We start from the raw sequence: 17,544 nt of genomic DNA, 5'->3' as shown, positions 1-17,544 counted from the left end.
TATTGGGCTAGAAAAGTTTTTGGCAACCAGTGATGGTGTACTCGTAAAGCCGCCGAAGTTTTTTAAACAGTTGCAAAGCGAGCTGAAATTGCTGCAACGCAGACTGGGTAGGAAACAACAACGGTCTAAAAACTACGAGAAACAGCGTCTTAAAGTTGCTCGACTTCATCATCAAATTGACAATACAAGGAAAGACTTTCACTACAAGCAAGCCCATGCCCTTTGTGACGCTGGAGATATGGTTTTCATGGAAGACCTAGATTACCGCACCAGTGCCAAAGGAATGTTTGGAAAACATATGCTTGATGCTGCGTTCGGTCAGTTTAGAGCCATCGTCAAGTATGTGTGCTGGAAGCGTGGGAAGTTTTTCAGTGAAGTCGATGCGAGGGGTACTTCTCAGCAATGCCCCGAATGTAGTGGTGAAGTAAAAAAAGATCTTAGCGTCAGAATCCATTGTTGCCCTCATTGTGGATATACAACAGATAGAGATATCGCCGCAGGTCAAAACATTAGAAATCGAGGCATAGCCCTCATTAGTACGCCGGGACTCGGCGGAACGGAAACTGCCTGTGCAGACGAACTACCGGGGACTGGTGAAAATCAGTTTAGGCAAGTGTCGAAATCCCGTAATGGAAAAACCAGGAAATCCTCAAGGTGACTTGGGGAAGCCCCCACCATAATCTTTGATTTGGTGGGGGAGGATGTCACTTGTTTCGTGCTTCTGGCAAAATTAACATTGCATCGCCAAAGGAATAAAAGCGGTATCGAGATGCGATCGCTTCCTGATATATATTTAACAAACGTTGCCGACCAATTAAAGCACTCACCAACATGAGCAAACTAGAACGCGGTAGGTGAAAATTGGTAATCAAGCCCTCTACGACGCGCCATTGGTAGCCTGGGTAAATAAACAAGTTGGTTTTGCCACAAAATGGTTGCAACTCGCCTTTGGCGGCGGCTCCTTCTAATGCTCTTACTACTGTTGTACCCACAGCAATAATCCGACCACCAGATGCCTGAGTGGCGCGAATTTGCTCTACCGTTGATGAAGGCACTTCAATCCATTCTTCATGCATTTTGTGAGTTTTTATGTCCTCCACTTCCACAGGGCGAAATGTCCCCACGCCAACGTGTAATGTCACAAAAGCTTGATGAATTCCGCGATCGCGCAACCGCTCTAGTAATTCTGTTGTAAAGTGAAGCCCTGCTGTGGGAGCTGCGACGGCTCCTGGAGTTTTCGCATAAACCGTCTGATACTGTTCGTTTTGGGCATCAGACGCAGTGATGTAAGGCGGTAGAGGGACTTCTCCAAATACATCCAACAATTGCACTAAGGACATCCCATCTGGCAAATCAAATTGCAACAGACGCCCACCAGTCGCCTCGTCTGTTTCTAGAACTGTAGCAGTCAGCAAAGGTGGGGAAGATGAGGAGGATGTTCCTCCCTTATTTTCTCCTACTCCCCTTGCTTCAAAAATAATCTTTGCTCCCGCTTTAAAACGTTTCCCTGGCTTGACTAGGGCTAACCAACAATTATGCTTTTGCTCCTCTAACAGCAGCACCTCTATCTCCGCGCCAGTGGATTTACAACCATACAGCCGCGCCGGAAGAACTTTTGTATTATTCATTACCAGTAAATCTCCTGGATACAGAAGCTCTGGCAAATCTCGGAAAATATGGTGTAGGGGTGCCGTGTTTGTACCTGTACTAGGAGAATTTACTAGCAAAAGTTTGGAACTATCTCTAGGAACTACTGGATTTTGGGCAATGAGTTCTTGAGGTAATTCATAGTCATACCCAGATATACAACTCTCTAATTCCACGTCTTCCTTCTTATGGCTAGATTTTGTGTTTAAATTGCTTTTTGTTCGTTGTTGCTGCATTGATATATGAACTTTATCAAATAACGAGGTTTTAGCTGCTCTTGATAGAGAACTATCGGGGATCAACGCTCAATGAGTTTCTGTGGCTTTGATCTGGATGCTGGAAAATAACACGCAAACACCTTTATAAAAATTGGGTAAACCTCCCCATCTAAAAACGGGGGCTTTTACCCTAGCGGGTACAGGGGTCTGTATACGAATAATAAGGATGTACGATTGGCTTTGATCCCAAGCACCAAGATGGAATACTTGTATTACCTGGCAAATGCCAGTCTAACTCTGAGGGTTGTTGAATTTTTGCACGCTAAACCCCAAATACCTGTTTCGTTCCTCACCGTAATTCATCAGATTGATGGTTGGGTGGTTAGGGTCAAACTAAAGCGTCACCTCTCGCCTCAAGAGGACGGCAATATTCGGGCTTTCTTAAGTGAATTAGGAATTAGCTACGAGCCGCCGATGCGAGTCCAAATGGCACTTTGGAGTTTGGAAGCGGGACAGTGTCCAGTTGACGTTATGCGTCGCTACCAAGTCGCGATTGTCTCTCATGGTAAACCGGAAAAAGAGGAAATAGAGGCCTTCCGGCAACAGTTCGTCAGGGGATTGGGCTATTGTCCAGAAACGCTGGCGTGATTCCTTCAAGTTTTAACCCCTGCTATGTTAAAGATTATGGTAAGCAGTAATTGGTAATTGAGGTATTTTCTCCTTTACCGATTACTGTTTACCGTTGGCTCTAAATCACATGAATATGGACTTGAATCGCTAGTAGAAGCTCTACAGAGGAGTGAACAGCGAATTTTTTATTGATTTAAGTATCAAAAGCCGCCCTAATGTATTCCTGTAACACCAATGAGTGTCCGCCCACTGATGAAGTGACTATGGCTTCTTGGGCAATTGTCACCCCAAGTAACTCTTGTGACGGTTGATAGCATACAATAGCGACATCAAATCGGCAAGGGTAGTCTGCCTTCTCAGGATATTTAGCTAAAAACATCAGGGCTGTATGCCACAGTTTTGTTTGCTTCTGTTTTGTGAGGGCGTTTCTTCCTCCTGCATCCCAATTTCCTTGGGTACGAGTTTTGACTTCGACAAATGCCAAAACGGGAGATGAGGAAGCTTTTCCCAAGTCTTTTTGTCTGCTTGTGCCTTTGTCTTCTCCTGCTTCCCCATCGTATTCGGCAATGATGTCGATTTCTCCTTGTCGGTAACGCCATCGACGGTGCAAAATCACCCAACCATTCGATTGTAACCATTGGGCTACCAGGTCTTCTCCTGCGATACCTATATCGGGATAATGATATGGAGGATGTGCCATTAGCAAAAAGTACGATGAGTAAGTTAAGGTATCAGATGTGCGTAAGCATACTCAATTTATTGCTTTGTGTTGTGATTTGCATCACTGTATCTCTAGGTTTTGCAGGTTTTGCGCCAGAAGCTTTAGCACTTGACTACAACAAAGAAAGTTTGATAGAAGCTGGTTTCTCAGGACGTGATTTAACAGACTCTAGCTTTTCTCATGCTAATCTCCGCAGCAGCAACTTCAGCAACGCTAATTTAAGCGGTGTCAGCTTCTTTGCTGCAAATCTGGAATCAGCAGATCTTGAGGGGGCTAATCTCACAAATGCGACTTTAGACTCGGCTCGTCTCATCAAAGCAAATTTGACAAATGCGGTGTTGGAGGGCGCTTTCGCTGCTAACGCCAAATTTGATGGTGCGATTATTGACGGAGCAGATTTTACTGATGTGCTGCTGCGTAGGGATGAGCAAGATAAATTGTGCAAGGTAGCCAAAGGTACTAACCCAACGACAGGGCGCGACACCCGCGATACTTTGTTTTGTCCATAAACAGTAACAAAATTTAATTGTGGGGTTAGAAAACTTAAGCCAAAACCCTTCTAAAATCTCATTTCCAGGTCTAAGCAGGAAATGCCCTTGAAGCGGCTCTACCGCAACTAAGTACAGTGTTTCATTAATTCGTAGCGGATTAAATTTGGCCAGACTCTGCGTCCCTTTGTCTTGAAAAGTTTCCTACGGAGGGAAACCCTCCTGCAGAACTTTTCGCTGCGCGTTCCTCCGCGTTCCTCCGCGTTTAAAAGAGTTACGAACTTATGCAATTTTGTACTAAGCAAGGCAGAGCCTTCCAATGGTATTCTAAGCCTCTGACTGGGAACAAGGCAATCTCTCAAAGCATGGTCACTTACTGACTTTCATCTTAAGTTGACACGCATGGCTGTGCCCCTACCTTGTGGTGCATACAGCCCAGAACCCCTATAGTTGAGACTGGATCTGCTGCTTAATTTGTTGCACAATATTGATGCGATCGTAATGGCGGATCGCCGCTGCACGAGCAGCATCACCCAAGCGCTTGCACAAATCATCATTGCGCAACAGTTCCAAGCATGCTTGGGCAAAAGCTTTCGGACGATCGCGCATCAAAAATTCCTGTCCATCCTTCATTTCCAATCCTTCTGCGCCGATGCTCGTTGCGACAATTGGTTTGCCATAAGCAGCGGCTTCAATCATTTTGACTCGCGTTCCTCCTCCGGAAAAGATCGGACAGCACACCACACGAGAGTTCTGATAAAGCGCATCTATATCATCCACAAATCCAGGAAACTCAACACCTGGAACTTTTTTGTTGTAGCTGCGAATATTTTGCGGATAAGGTCCTGCAATGATTAACCGAGCATCCGGTATGGCTTTATAGATCTCAGTCCACACTCGTTCGATGAGAAAGTTGGCGGCGTTCATGTTGGGAAAATAGTTGTAGCCTCCTATTAACAGCAAAGTGGGTTCTTGTGCAATCGGTTGTTGTTCTGGAATCGCAATTGCGTTGGGTACAGTCACAACATTAGGCAATCCTAAGCGTTTTGTCAGATAGCGGCGATCGCCGCTTGAACAAACAAACGAGCAACGCGCCTTACGAATCGCTTGCATCTCACCCCAAAAACGCGCAGGTACTTGCAAGTAATACAGCTGCGTTGCTAGCCCAGTGGGTGGCTGCCGAATTTGGCGCATAAAACTGATATGTTCAATATCATCCAAATCAAGAAAAACAGGTGGTAGAGGTTGCTGTACCTGCATGAAAGCACTCATTGATGACAGTCGATGCACAAATACCGCATCTGGTTTTCGGCTCAAACATTTCTCAAGTGCTTGCATCTGCTGCGGCGATATGAAAAAGTCTGACTGTTTGAAAAAGTTGAAAATGCCGTCCCACTGCTGTCGCCAATTGGGGAGTGAGTTCTGTTCCTCTTTGGGGCAAAGAAATAGGTTAATCTTTGTTTGCCAGTGTTGAGAAAAGTTACGTTCTGTTTGGGCGATCGCGTCTGGAGAAACTTGTGTTTCCGGTGGCACAAAAAACAACATGTCTATTTCACCAATCTCTTTGATGGCATCAATAAACAGTGACATCCGTTTGTATACACCTTGGGTACAAGTGCTTAAATCACTAGGAAAGTGAATAGAGACGAATAAAATTCGCATGATAGGTTTGCAAAGTTCAGCAAATATATGTTCATTGCACCCCAAATAAACACCTAGATTTTAACCTTTTTTAATCTCAAAGGTTTTCTTTGCCCTTGTTTTATGATCGATAGAGGAAGATTCTGAAGAATTGATGATACCTTAAAAGGGGACTTGTAGATATGAAGTCATTTTTCACCCCTCAGCGTTAGGAAGAGTTCGATTGTGAATAAGTCAGCACTGATTACTCTCCCCTTACTGGCATTTTTTATCCTACTGCCAGCAAGTACATCTACGTATGCCCAAGCTGCACCCAATCATACTGCTATGATGCCCTCATTTAACCTGAGTTCGCAAAAATGGAAAAACCGAGTGTTGCTAGTCTTTGCTCCCTCCAGCAACAACCCTGGTTATCAACAGCAGATGCAAAAATTCCAAGGACACAAATCAGCTTTTGTTGAGCGAGATTTGATTCTCGTTGAAGTCTTGACAGATGGAAACAGTTATGCAAAGTCACAGCAAATAGATCCTTCTTCAGCTGCTAAGCTGCGGGATCGCCTTCAAGTTGGCGCTCAAGATTTCCGCGTCATTTTGGTTGGTAAAGACGGCGGCGTCAAGCGTCGTCAAACGACTCCTGTCCAAGCCAAAGCCATTTTTGAGCAAATCGATGCTATGCCTATGCGACAGCAGGAAATGCAAAAACGAGGTAGCTAGAAGTTGACTACTGCTTGTTCTTGCAACTGCAAGTCAACGTCGAATCAGGACTCGCTAACCTACTCTGGTATGATCTGCCATTGCTTGGAAAGCAGCTATCTCATAGAACTCACATCAGCCCTCAAACAGGGGGGCGATCAGTTTGCTGAGATCACCGCACCTAACCTATAGCCATCGACAGGTCATTTTTAGTTTTACCATAGAAAATATTGTTGTTTGTCATTCCTCAAATTGCACTATTATTATAAATAAAGAAATAAAAATTAAATTTTTAAATAGAAATGAAAAGTAGTTGTACACATTCGTAACACTTACTGATTCCTTCTCTTCGCCACTCATTTAGGGTAACTACTTTTTCATTTAATGGAAAATAAACCCTTACTTATGTGTCCTACTACCTTGCCACTATAAGATTACCTGTTTATTCTTCTTTACTCCTCGTTGGCGTTCTAGCCTGCGCCATTATGCTGCGCGTCTAAAGCGTTTTTGGCGGTATGCGCCAAGGGCGCACGCTAGGCGAACGTTAAAAAATTAGGTATTCTTCTAGTGGGATAGGAGTACAAGAGTGCAGTTATCAGAAAAATGATGCAAAAGGCATCAATTAAAATTTTTTGACAATTCCATCTAATCCTGTTTGAAGCAAGCACCAGAGGGAAAACATAGTTTGGTATCCTGTAGGTTTTTCAGCCAATACTTCAGCAACGCTGCATGAAGTCATAAGGCTGCATCTACTGAGTAAACAACATACTTTTGGCTGTTGCGTCTTCGTAGCTCCAGACTTCTCATAGCTTAAGTAGCCGTAAATAGCTACGGTCTGCATCTTATTATTGGATGGAATTTTATCTTTTATTTTGTTTCCAGAGATTGATAAATCTATCATTCCGCTGACTCTTATGTAAATCTTAAGAGCCAGATTATTCTCAGGTTACGACCACTAACACTGGTCTTTCAGTACTTGCTTGTCCAACTTAATACCTTAATCTAACTATAGTGAACATCTTATCTTCCCCAGTTTTAGAAGTACTAGAACCCCAGGCTGCATCTGCACCAATCATCAAGACTGACGCACCGCCCAAAATTTCTAAGCAAGCCACAAGGACAAGCCTGAAGGCATCTACTATTGATGGTGTGTTAGCGACTATTTTTTCCAATATCACTGGCGGAGTATTGCTGATTAACTTTTTACTCCAGCTAGGTGCCACCCCAGTCGAAATTGGTTTGCTGTCGTCAATTCCCATGCTGGTAAATTTTCTGCAACCACTGGGAGCGTATATTGCCGATAGCATGAAAAGTCGCCATTGGTACATTTTAGCAATTTTTGCACCTTCGAGACTACTGTGGCTGATTTTAGTCGGGGGCATTGGGTGGTTGGGGTGGTCTAATACTGCTTCACACGAACTTGTCACTTGGACATTGGGAATTATCCTAATTACCAATATCTTAGGAGCTTTAGGAAGTTGTGCCTGGTTTAGCTGGATGGCTGCTTTGGTTCCCCAACGCTTACGAGGTCGGTATTTTGGAATTCGCAATAGTGCCGCGAGTTTGACTAATCTTGTTTGTGTGCCACTTCTCGGTTTTGCCATCTCAGCTTGGCCCGGTGGCTCAATCCAAGGTTACGGTGTGCTGTTATTATTAGGAGTTGTCATTGGGCTGTTGAGTTTGGCGTGCCAGTTTTGGATGACGGATGTCAATCCACAAATAATCGAACATAGCAAAGCAAAGCCCCAACAACAGAAAACAACTCGTAACCAACCTGAAAAACTTAATATTTTTCAAGACATCAATTTCTTAAAGTTTCTGCTTTATTTGGGATTGTGGATGTTTGCGATCAATCTGAGCGCACCATTTTTCAATCTTTACATGATGAAAGATTTGGCTTTGGATTTGGGCACAGTCACACTCTATACCAGTTTGGTAGCTGGAGCGAACTTAGTCATGCTAGTGTTCTGGGGAAGGTTAGCTGACAGGATTGGTAATCGTCCCTTGCTGTTGTTAGTCGGCATTGTGATAGCGCTCACACCTTTATTCTGGCTGTTTGTTGGGTCTGATTCAGTTTCTGTATGGGTGTGGCTACCGCTCATACACTTACTGTGTGGAGGTTTTGGGGCAGCGATTGACTTGTCCATCACTAATATTCAAATGTCCATAGCATCAGCAAGTCGTCCTTCTCAATATTATGCGATCGCCGCAGCTGTTGCTGGAACGTGCGGTGGTTTAGGTTCAGCAGCTGGCGGCTACATAGCTGGGTTAGATATTATTGCTGGCTTAACAGGATTATTTGCTCTTTCAGCTATTTTACGATTGCTTGCTCTGTTACCCTTGGTATTTGTGCAAGAACCGCGCAGTCTGTCTGTTGTGCAACTGATGCAGAATATCATAGCCTTCAAGCCTCAAGAAGCGTCCTTTTCAGCAGTGGAAATTGCAGCTGGGGTAGATTAACCGACTATCGAAGCCCGCAAGCCCGCGATTTATTCCTGGGGTTGAGGGCGTAGCTAGTTTGAACTACCTCTCACATCTCTACACTCTTTAAATAGGTCGGTGTAAATAATTAAAGGCTTCGCCGTGATCTCAGCTGAACGGTATGTAGTAAGCGCTGTCTAGCCTGCGCGCCCGTTAAGGGCGAACGCGCTTAGCGCTTACTACGAACTAGTTTTCAAGCTTTACTTTTCTTTCATGCAAACTGAACAATTTTGTCAGATTGAACAACCTTTGGGGTGAAAAGTTGGTCTTACACTAGGCGATTTGGCTTTAATTGGACTTGATCTGTGGTGATTTCTTTTTAGACCAAAGCCATCAAGGCACAAAAGAAAGCAGCAAGAAGATAGTATAAAGTATTTTATACTTCATTTTTGTAGATAAACTAATGATTTATCTGTGTCCCATGAGTGTCCCATGAGTGCTTCTTATTTCTTGATGTCTTGCACTCAACTCCCGAACCGCTATATCTTTTCCTTAGGTTTTAAAAAAGAAGTGGCAAAGCCACTTCTAAGTAATTCCCAGGTAGAACCTAAAAACTAGTATAACTTTTATAAGAACTTGAAATAGTATAGTTATACACTTATTAAGTGTTAGTGATATGTTAGTTTTGTTTGCCTTAGTAATGTTGCTAAGGGTGAATGCGGCGCATCATAGACTCACTCTATTTTGGTCAAAGAGTCAACTAGACTGGCTGTTGGATGTTATTGGTTTATTTTGTTAGAGAATTCTGATTACTCTTGTTCAAAGATATCAATTGTTGAAGGGGGAAGGGAGACAAGCCAAGACTTGGGTAAGATATATGAACGCAACTTGGTATCAGAACCAGAGGAGTCAGAATTGCTGCATGAATTTACACTGGCTGGATAGGGGTTTGAAGCGGACTGCCGTTTGGATGCACGAAGGTGAATTCCGAAGCACTGTCTCCCCAATTCATTCGTGGGCTGCTTGGGAACCCCTAGCGTTCCAAGACTCGCTTTGTTGTCTACTTTATTGTTTGAAAGTTGGCACACAAGTCCAACAGCTTATTTCATGGCTCTAGTGGCGCTCAAGATGAGCAAATCTTTATGGTTATTATTCTCATTTTTATTAACTTTAATTTGACAAAATTGTAGAAAGAAAATTTAGCTTGCTTTGTGCTATCTAAGGAAAGGTTTATTGGGTTGAAAAAATAAGAAGAATTGTTAGCATTCCTGATAAAAAGTCTCTTGACCTGTAACAGTGAATTAGATTATCTTAGCGGTCAGGAAAATTTGCTAAGGACACGAAGGAAACCCATGAACAGAAAACTTATACTTAACTTGCTGTCTAGTTCCTCTATTTTTGTATCGCTGATGTCTACTTTGGCAGCCATTCATCCCGCACATGCTGCTCCTACCCAGGGATTAATCCACAAAAATGGTCAAACCTGTATAGTTAGTCCTCACGCTGTCAACAAGTTAGTGTGCGTCCGAGATTCAGAGAGAAAGCAACAATCTCCTTCTACACCTGCATCAACCGTTACCACAGGGCAGTCTGCTAAGAATATTGCTTCGGTAGAATTTACTGAAGAAGAAAGTGATGCTGCGATCGCCAAGTTTGGCTGCGACTGTCCAGCTTGTATAAACTCTTTACGCGAACTGCGCGGCACTGGAACCTTGGTGTACTAAGGTTTTTCCCTTGCCGCGATGATTGCAACTTTTAACTAACTTTTAACTAAAAGTTCAGTCTTTAGGACTTAGGATTCAGGACTGAAAACTCCCAATTCCTAACTCCTTACTTATTCCACCACTTCATTGACTGGGAACCTATCAATCAGCTGCATAGCGCGATGGGCATTACGCTGCAAGGAGTTTGATAAATGCGGTACGTGCGGAATTTGCGACAGTAAATCTAAGGTTCGACGTAATATTCGCACCACATCACCTTCATCCAAACTGGTATTTTCGCAAAGTTCTACCCACTCCATACCCAGCGCCCACTGTTCTACTAAGGCTATTAACTCAAACTCTAACCATATCGGTAAAGCCACATTATAACGACGTTGTAACTGAAACATCTTACGGCGAATTCCCCGCAATCGTGACAAACCTTCTAGCACTTCCTCACTCAGATCAAAGCGAACCATGCTATCTGGACGTGGAGTTTCTGTCACCAAAGCCGCGATCGCCGCTGCTAAATGATGTGGATCTAAATTATCCAATTCTCCACTGGCAAATGCTAACCCCAACCACAATTCATTTTCTCCCCGAATCGCTGCAGCAATTTGCCCTAGCCGCGTGGGAACTAGGTTATCTAGACATTCAAAGTACTGCAAAATTTCAATTAAATTGAGAAACTCTTCCCAATTGCGCTGCGACTGTTGCTCTACTTGTGCCTGCATCTGTTGAATTTCGGCTTCAAGTTCAGCAACCTGTGTTCTGCGTTTGAAAATATTGCTAGCATTGCCTGATTGATGCAGGGGGTGAGCTTCTAATTGCTCTTGCACAGCAACAACGCGACTGAGTTGTTCTGCGACTTCTGGAGCCATATATGCAGCTTCCGTGGGATCGGGAATTTGTTGGGCGATTGCTGCTGTTTCCTCGTTACCAGGAAGCGACTGTCCCCGTTTTAAAGGTATCTCTGGTGGTGCTACCAGGTGCTCTGGCAGGTCAATTCGCGGCAGTTCTGCATACAAATCCATGACATCAGCGGCTGTCGTGACATACCACCGGTTATCTCGCCCTAAGCATACCAGGTAACAAGTTTGAGCAGAAGCTGGCGTTTTCCCCACTAACACCGCTGTTATGGGTGCAGGCATTGTGAAGTTTTTACTCTTGAGGCTCAAAAGCGTTCCCGACACTGCAAAGTCTAACATCATGCCCAATTCCTCTTGTCGGGCATCCTGTGCTTGCTCTTGCAGTGTTTTCAATAGCTGGCGTTCGACTCGCAGGCGTTGCCGCAATTTCTCATAAACAGCCAATTCGCCTTCGTCAATAGCAGCGATTTGCGCTTGAAGTTGGGCGAGTTGTGTTTGCAAGTGGGCTACATACTCGAACTGCGGTCTTAAGTGCAACGTTGCCAAGTACTGTCCAAAGCTGCGTTCTATCAGTTCCCTGGCTTGTTCCAACGTATGGGTTTGCAGTAAGTTTAGCACCATGCCGTAACTTGGCGTAAACTGGCTGACTAGAGGGTCTGCTTTGGATGTTGCCAAATACGCCGCTTCTTTCGCTCCTTCAAAAGGTGTTTGCAGCGTTACCACATGACCCCGTTCATCCATCCCCCTACGACCAGCCCTTCCCGCCATTTGCAGGAATTCCGAAGCATTCAACAGGCGATGCCCGGTATCGGTACGCTTGGAAAGGGTGGAAATGACCGTTGTCCGCGCTGGCATATTAATTCCAGCTGCTAGAGTTTCGGTGGCAAACACGACTTTAATTAACCCTTGCTGAAAGAGTTCTTCGACCAGCACTTTCCACGCAGGTAAAATCCCGGCGTGGTGTGCTGCTATTCCCCGGTACAAGGGTGCAATCTGTCCAGAACGTCCTGCTTCAGGATTGCGGGTTAAAAAGTCATCAATTTGCCGACGCAACTGCTGCGCTTCTTCGTTATTCACCAACCGAAAATCACCAACATCCGCCACGGATTTATCACATCCCCGGCGGCTGAAGATGAAGTAAATAGCTGGCAGCATATCCCGTTCTTGTAGCTGGCTCAAAACCTGAATTATACTGGGAGCCTCGGCTTTTACATGAGCTTTGCTTTTTTCTTTATCTCCTTTTTTCCTCTTTTTCAACAGACGGTGGTTGATTTGGGTTTTGTCATCATTGAGCAGAGGAAATAACCCTTTGACATTGCCAAAATGAAACTCCAAAGGCACTGGGCGATGATCGGAGTATATGAGGTCGGTAGGACCGTGAACTTGATTTAACCAGTCGGTGAGTTCACCACTATTGGCAACAGTTGCTGAGAGGGCGACAAGTTGAATTTCACGGGGACAATAGATGATCGATTCTTCCCAAACTGTTCCCCGTTGACGGTCGTTCATGTAATGGCACTCATCTAGCACCACCGCGTCAACATCTACTAATGAAATGCCGATTTGCCCTATCGGTGTGCCATAGAGCATATTACGGAAAATTTCTGTGGTCATCACCAGAATCGGTGCATCTCGGTTAATGGAGGCATCTCCAGTTAACAGTCCAACATGGTCAAAGCCAAATTTTTCGCGAAAGTCACGTAGTTTCTGATTGGAGAGCGCCTTTAGGGGAGTGGTGTAAAATACTCTCTTTCTTCGCGACAGGGCGCGATATATGGCGTATTCCCCCACTAATGTTTTGCCCGACCCGGTGGGCGCACACACCACTACGGAACTTCCAGCATTCAGCGAAGCGATCGCATCTTTCTGGAACTGATCCAGTTGAAAAGGAAATACAGAACTTGGGTCAAGTTCTGGAGACAGCGCAGGGTAATTCACTCAATCACATTTGCAACCAAAACTGATTACTATATTAACGACTCTTTTGTCAACTTAGTTATTAGTTATTAGTTATTAGCGATTCGGCATTTGGGATTCGGTAATAATCATTACGCATCAAAAAATTTCAGCATTCATTAAACACCTAATCCCTAGTCGCTAGTCACCAATTTCTCACTTTCCCAATTCTTGGGAGCGCGCTGTTGCTGCTTTGACTGCTTCTATTAAAGCTGAGCGAAACCCTGCTCTTTCTAGTTGAGCAATCCCAGCAATTGTCGTACCGCCTGGACTGGTGACGCGATCTTTAAGTTCTGCTGGGTGTAATTTGGTTTCATGTAAAAGCTTTGCTGTTCCTAGTACAGTTTGCAAGGCGAGTTGATTGGCGATCGCCCTAGGTAACCCTGCTGCGACTCCTCCATCAGCAAGCGCTTCCACAAGCAGTGCTACGTAAGCGGGACCTGATCCTGATAATCCTGTCACCGCATCCATTAAGCTTTCTGAAACTTCCACTACTTCTCCCACCGCTGAAAAAAGTTGCTTTGCAGTTTCGTGGTGACTTGGTTTGGTATAAGCACCTGGAGATATCGCAGTTATCCCCGCCCCTACAGTTGCTGGTGTGTTAGGCATTGCCCGAATCACTGGTAAGTGTCCAAAAGTCGCCTCTAACTGACTCAAAGTCACACCTGCTAATATGGATATTATCAGAGGTTTTGAATCGCCAGCGATGACATCTGCCAATTCTTGGGCGATCGCACTAAATACCTGAGGTTTCACTGCCAAAAACACGACTTCTGTTGTTGGCGTAAAAACCACACGATTATCCGCTGTGATCCCAACTCCGTATTCGTCTTCCAGAAAACTTTGTCGTGAGGTTTGCGGTTCACTAACTAGGACTTCTGATGGTTGGTAAATTTTTCGAGCTATAAGGCGGGATAAGAGCGCTTCTCCCATTACCCCGCCACCAATCAAGCCAAATTTAGTAGTCATTACTCATAAGTCATAACTCAAGACGAGACAGTGCCCTTTGGAGGGTTTCCCGCTCTCACGGCAACTGGCGAACGCATGATTGCGTGCGCTTTGCGCATACCCGTTCGCCGTAAGGCGTTGCGTTAGCCATAGGGGTTTCTAACTGTCACGGCGACTGGCGTTCAAAATTCAAAAGTCAAGAGTCAATGTCTTTGGACTTTAGACTCTTGACTCTTGACTTATCACTAATTTATATTTATTGTGCCATCCTGTTACCATCATTTCCCCAGGCTGGGTTTGGTCCTGTGGAACGTGTAGGACGCACTGTAGGTTGAGGTACTTCATGAAGAACTCCTGACTGAGTGCTAACTTGCACGCAGCTTGGTGTAAACAAAAATATGCTTTCGCCGATGCGTTCTTGGTGTCCATCAAGTGCGTAAGTGCCACCCGCTACAAAATCTACGGCACGTTGTGCTTGATCCGGATCCATTATTGTCAAATTTAATACTACTGACTTGCGCTCTCGCAACGCTTGAATGGCTTGGGGCATTTCTTCAAAGGTGCGTGGTTCTAGCACCAATACTTCTGAGATTCCATTTATTGCTCCTGGCATACCAATAACATTACTCATCGGCTTTGATCCCGCTGCACTTACATCTCCCATTGTATTCATGGGTTCACGCCACCGTCGATTTTGAGCAGCAGCTTCTTGCTGTGCCCCTTGAGCATTTTGTTCCTGATACACATTTTGGTAATTTTCTGTATCAGGTTCTTCTTCATAATATTCGTATTCTACTTGCTCATTTAGACCTACGAAGTCTCTCAGTTTAGAAAAAATATTGTTCATGGTTTACGCTCCTAGTCCCAATCACTTTAACCAATATGGCAAAAACTAATCCAATTAATTTTTACCCCTGCAAAGACAAGACGATTCAGCAATTTTTTGGCTATTTGTACTATGTCCTACAGGTTTTTGTTTGAACAAACGCTCCTGGTAAGACCTGTATATGTTTTCTATGCAACAATGAGTCAAGATTATATCTTAACCACTGGGCTTGGGGAAGTGCTTTCCCCCAATATTCTGTTTACTTTTACTTTTGTCAATACTATATCCTTTGTGACCGATTGAACCAGTATGTTCTTAATTTTTTCTCTACAAAATTTTATAAGGAGTTTAGAAGTTCAAAATTTCAGTAAGAAATGTCATTTATATGACATTTGAACTCCTAAACTTCTCTGTTTGCCTAGCTAAAGGAGTAAACGCTCTCCAAACAAGATAGTTCCTAATCTCACCATTGTTGCACCCGCTTGCACTGCCAGTTTGTAATCCCCTGACATTCCCATTGAAAGGTGTTGCATTTGAATGTGAGACCAGTTTTGTTCTTGGATCTCTTTTGCGAGTTCATGGGTGCCATTGAACACATTTAGAGTCTCTGAATCATTCAGTCCCAAAGGTGGGATTGTCATCAAACCCTGAATTTGTAAATTTTTACATTCATTTAGGGCGCTTAAGTCAGCTAAGAGTTGTGATATGCTCCAACCCGACTTGTTAGGATCGCTGAGGATTTTGACTTGCAGACAAACCTGAGGACTCACTTGTAACTGTTGCGCCAATTGGTTTAAGCGTTGAGCGAGCTTCAAATTATCTACAGAGTGAATCCATTGGAATTGTTCGATGACTTTTTTGGCTTTATTGCTTTGCAAATGTCCAATAAAGTGCCAAGTCAAATCTGATAAGTCTTGCAACTGAGCCTGTTTGCTAGCTGCTTCTTGGATGCGACTCTCACCAAAATCCCGAATTCCTGCAGCATAAGCACAGCGCATGGCTTCAGGGGATACTTGCTTGGTAACAGCAATTAACCGGACTGAATCTGGTAGGGAGGAACGAAGGGCGATAATACGTTCGTGAATCGAACTGCTCATTGGAAGGTGCGTTGGAAAACACTCTGAAGCTGATCGTACTCCTGAGATTGTCCTGTACGGCGCAGATTACGCAAGCGATTTTCCAGCATCATTCTAGCCTCAGTACGTCCAATAGGCTGGAACTTCATACCTTTAACGTCACTTGCTACTAAAAAGAATAAGCGTTGAGCATACAGTGTTGTGAACAACTCTTGGTTCTCATCTACCATACAAATCCTATAGAGCAAACCCCAAGTTGGATGATTTATGTAAGTTTCCGAGTTGTCTGAGTTCATTTAATATCGAGGGATGAGTATAAATATTTTTGCAGTTGAATAGAAAAATTTTGACGATCATGGACACATTTCGCCAAAATCTTGACTGAAAATCCTAAAAAGCCCTAAACCAAGAGTCATCAGTTAATAGCTCTGAACTACAAACTCAGGATTCAGGACTGATGCACTGTTGAGTCATAACCATTGTCAGTGCCTTAAGTTGTGCTTGCGCTTTGTGCAAAGACTCATACCATTCTCTCTCGGGATCGCTATCTGCAACAATACCTGCTCCAACCTGTCCCCAAACGGTGTTAAGTAGAGAGTAGGAAGTGGGGGTTGTAGGACAAGGCGTTGCGCCCGTACGGGTGTGGGGAGTCGTGAGATGGGGAAACACAGGAGAATTCCTTATTGTCTTCCTTGTCTCCAAGTCTACCTTATCCCCCCTGTCTCCTCCAGTAGAGGGAGATAATAGCAGGGTGCGGATCAAGATATTTAAGTCTAAGTTACCCCGCCAATCTAAATAACCGCAGGAACCATAGAACAAACTACGCCGCATCGGTTCTAGTTCTTCAATAATTTCCATGCAGCGGACTTTAGGGCAACCTGTGATCGTGCCACCAGGGAACATGGCGCGAATCAAGTCAACGGCGTTGCAATCAGATTTTAAGCTACCTTTGATGTTGCTGACAAGGTGCATAACGTGGCTGTAACGCTCAATTGTTAGCAATTCGTCAACAGCAACACTTCCCCATTCGCACACTCGCCCTAAATCGTTGCGTTCTAGGTCAACTAACATAATATGTTCAGCGCGTTCTTTGGTACTGCTGAGCAAATCTTGTGCTAGTTCTTGATCGCTGTTTGGAGTGATCCCACGCGATCGCGTCCCAGCAATCGGTCTTGTCGAGACGTGCAATTTCCCGTCTGGACATCTTTGTAATTGCACCAACCTTTCTGGAGAACAGCTCATAACCTCTCCCCAAGGGGTTTGCCAATAGCTTGCAAAAGGAGAAGGATTTATCTGCTGCAAAGCACCATAAATTTCCCCAACCAGAAGCAGCAGTCTGTGCTTCAAACCGTAGTGAAAGATTCGCCTGAAAGATGTCTCCAGCTTGAATGTATTTGGCACGCTTTACAAGCGCTTCATACTCCCTCTTGAGAAGTCCAGAAATGGGGAGATGGGGGGATGAGGGAATGGGGGATGAGGAGGGGGATGAGGGAAAGATTTTTTCCTGGTGATGTTGTCGTTGCAGCTTGTTCTCCAACTCATCCAATCGAGCAAAGTTACTGGCGGCTAGCCAAAGAATTTGCTCCCAGTGATCTAAGATGGTAAAACAATCGGGTTCGTACCAAAAAGCAACTGGAAACGGCAGAGTATCGTATTTGGAACGCGGTAGCTGTTCAATTTCCCATGCAATGTCGTAACCTCACCCCA

Annotated in this window: 15 protein-coding genes and 1 pseudogene; 6 read left to right on the top strand and 10 right to left on the bottom strand. The window is 44.4% G+C overall.

All coding sequences use genetic code 11. The features are described 5' to 3' along the window. A partial coding sequence (locus tag V5G28_RS17185) for an RNA-guided endonuclease InsQ/TnpB family protein (RefSeq protein ID WP_332994156.1) occupies positions 1–658 on the top strand: 658 nt, incomplete at its 5' end. A 46-nt stretch (positions 659–704) separates the two neighbouring features. On the opposite strand, the gene queA is transcribed toward V5G28_RS17185, so the two are convergent. Beyond that, positions 705–1,883 carry a tRNA preQ1(34) S-adenosylmethionine ribosyltransferase-isomerase QueA gene (gene queA, locus V5G28_RS17180; RefSeq protein ID WP_332994154.1) on the bottom strand — a complete coding sequence of 393 codons (1,179 nt, stop codon included), beginning with the start codon at positions 1,881–1,883 and terminating at the stop codon, positions 705–707. A 240-nt stretch (positions 1,884–2,123) separates the two neighbouring features. Here queA and V5G28_RS17175 point away from each other — a divergent pair, with 240 nt between their 5' ends. Beyond that, positions 2,124–2,513: a hypothetical protein gene (locus V5G28_RS17175; RefSeq protein ID WP_332994158.1), complete on the top strand. Its 390-nt coding sequence runs from the start codon at positions 2,124–2,126 to the stop codon at positions 2,511–2,513. Positions 2,514–2,688: 175 nt separating this feature from the next. Here the strand turns inward: V5G28_RS17175 and V5G28_RS17170 are convergent, their stop codons facing one another. Further along, positions 2,689–3,195, bottom strand: a complete 507-nt coding sequence (locus tag V5G28_RS17170; RefSeq protein WP_332994152.1) for a YraN family protein — start codon at positions 3,193–3,195, stop codon at positions 2,689–2,691. A gap of 14 nt (positions 3,196–3,209) precedes the next feature. On the opposite strand from V5G28_RS17170, the gene V5G28_RS17165 reads away from it, so the two are divergent. After that, a complete protein-coding gene (locus V5G28_RS17165) occupies positions 3,210–3,725 on the top strand; it encodes a pentapeptide repeat-containing protein (protein ID WP_332994149.1) in 516 nt (171 codons plus the stop codon). A gap of 423 nt (positions 3,726–4,148) precedes the next feature. Here V5G28_RS17165 and V5G28_RS17160 read toward each other — a convergent pair whose 3' ends face one another. Then, positions 4,149–5,366: a glycosyltransferase family 4 protein gene (locus V5G28_RS17160; RefSeq protein WP_332994146.1), complete on the bottom strand. Its 1,218-nt coding sequence runs from the start codon at positions 5,364–5,366 to the stop codon at positions 4,149–4,151. A gap of 204 nt (positions 5,367–5,570) precedes the next feature. Between V5G28_RS17160 and V5G28_RS17155 the strand changes: the two genes are divergently transcribed. Continuing rightward, a complete protein-coding gene (locus tag V5G28_RS17155) occupies positions 5,571–6,059 on the top strand; it encodes a DUF4174 domain-containing protein (protein ID WP_332994145.1) in 489 nt (162 codons plus the stop codon). A 601-nt stretch (positions 6,060–6,660) separates the two neighbouring features. Here the strand turns inward: V5G28_RS17155 and V5G28_RS17150 are convergent. After that, positions 6,661–6,939 (bottom strand): hypothetical protein, encoded by a 279-nt coding sequence (locus V5G28_RS17150; RefSeq protein WP_332994143.1) that lies wholly within the window; start codon positions 6,937–6,939, stop codon positions 6,661–6,663. Positions 6,940–7,049: 110 nt separating this feature from the next. Between V5G28_RS17150 and V5G28_RS17145 the strand changes: the two genes are divergently transcribed. Both V5G28_RS17145 and V5G28_RS17140 read left to right on the top strand, forming a co-directional pair. Next, positions 7,050–8,498 carry an MFS transporter gene (locus V5G28_RS17145; RefSeq protein ID WP_332994141.1) on the top strand — a complete coding sequence of 483 codons (1,449 nt, stop codon included), beginning with the start codon at positions 7,050–7,052 and terminating at the stop codon, positions 8,496–8,498. Positions 8,499–9,811: 1,313 nt separating this feature from the next. Then, entirely contained in the window at positions 9,812–10,183 is a 372-nt protein-coding gene (locus tag V5G28_RS17140; protein ID WP_332994138.1) for a hypothetical protein, read from the top strand. Positions 10,184–10,293: 110 nt separating this feature from the next. Here V5G28_RS17140 and V5G28_RS17135 read toward each other — a convergent pair whose 3' ends face one another. The 6 genes and pseudogenes from V5G28_RS17135 to V5G28_RS17110 form a co-directional block, all read right to left on the bottom strand. Further along, positions 10,294–12,969: a DEAD/DEAH box helicase gene (locus tag V5G28_RS17135; protein ID WP_332994135.1), complete on the bottom strand. Its 2,676-nt coding sequence runs from the start codon at positions 12,967–12,969 to the stop codon at positions 10,294–10,296. 174 nt (positions 12,970–13,143) lie between these two features. Beyond that, entirely contained in the window at positions 13,144–13,956 is an 813-nt protein-coding gene (gene proC / locus V5G28_RS17130; RefSeq protein ID WP_096568947.1) for a pyrroline-5-carboxylate reductase, read from the bottom strand. 235 nt (positions 13,957–14,191) lie between these two features. Continuing rightward, positions 14,192–14,782 carry a cell division protein SepF gene (locus tag V5G28_RS17125; protein ID WP_096568950.1) on the bottom strand — a complete coding sequence of 197 codons (591 nt, stop codon included), beginning with the start codon at positions 14,780–14,782 and terminating at the stop codon, positions 14,192–14,194. A gap of 401 nt (positions 14,783–15,183) precedes the next feature. After that, positions 15,184–15,858: a YggS family pyridoxal phosphate-dependent enzyme gene (locus tag V5G28_RS17120; RefSeq protein ID WP_332994130.1), complete on the bottom strand. Its 675-nt coding sequence runs from the start codon at positions 15,856–15,858 to the stop codon at positions 15,184–15,186. After that, positions 15,855–16,133: a transcriptional coactivator PipX gene (gene pipX, locus V5G28_RS17115; protein WP_073632721.1), complete on the bottom strand. Its 279-nt coding sequence runs from the start codon at positions 16,131–16,133 to the stop codon at positions 15,855–15,857. Before pipX ends, V5G28_RS17120 begins: the two co-directional genes overlap by 4 nt. A 145-nt stretch (positions 16,134–16,278) precedes the next feature. Further along, a pseudogene (locus V5G28_RS17110) lies at positions 16,279–17,536 on the bottom strand (chorismate-binding protein); the annotation flags it as partial. Between the last annotated feature and the right edge of the window lie 8 nt (positions 17,537–17,544).

This window comes from Scytonema sp. PRP1 (assembly GCF_036697665.2).
In the GTDB taxonomy this organism is placed as follows: Bacteria; Cyanobacteriota; Cyanobacteriia; order Cyanobacteriales; family Nostocaceae; genus Kalymmatonema; species Kalymmatonema gypsitolerans.
The sequence above is the reverse complement of the archived record's forward strand: the minus strand, read 5'-3'. Positions and strand labels throughout refer to the sequence as shown.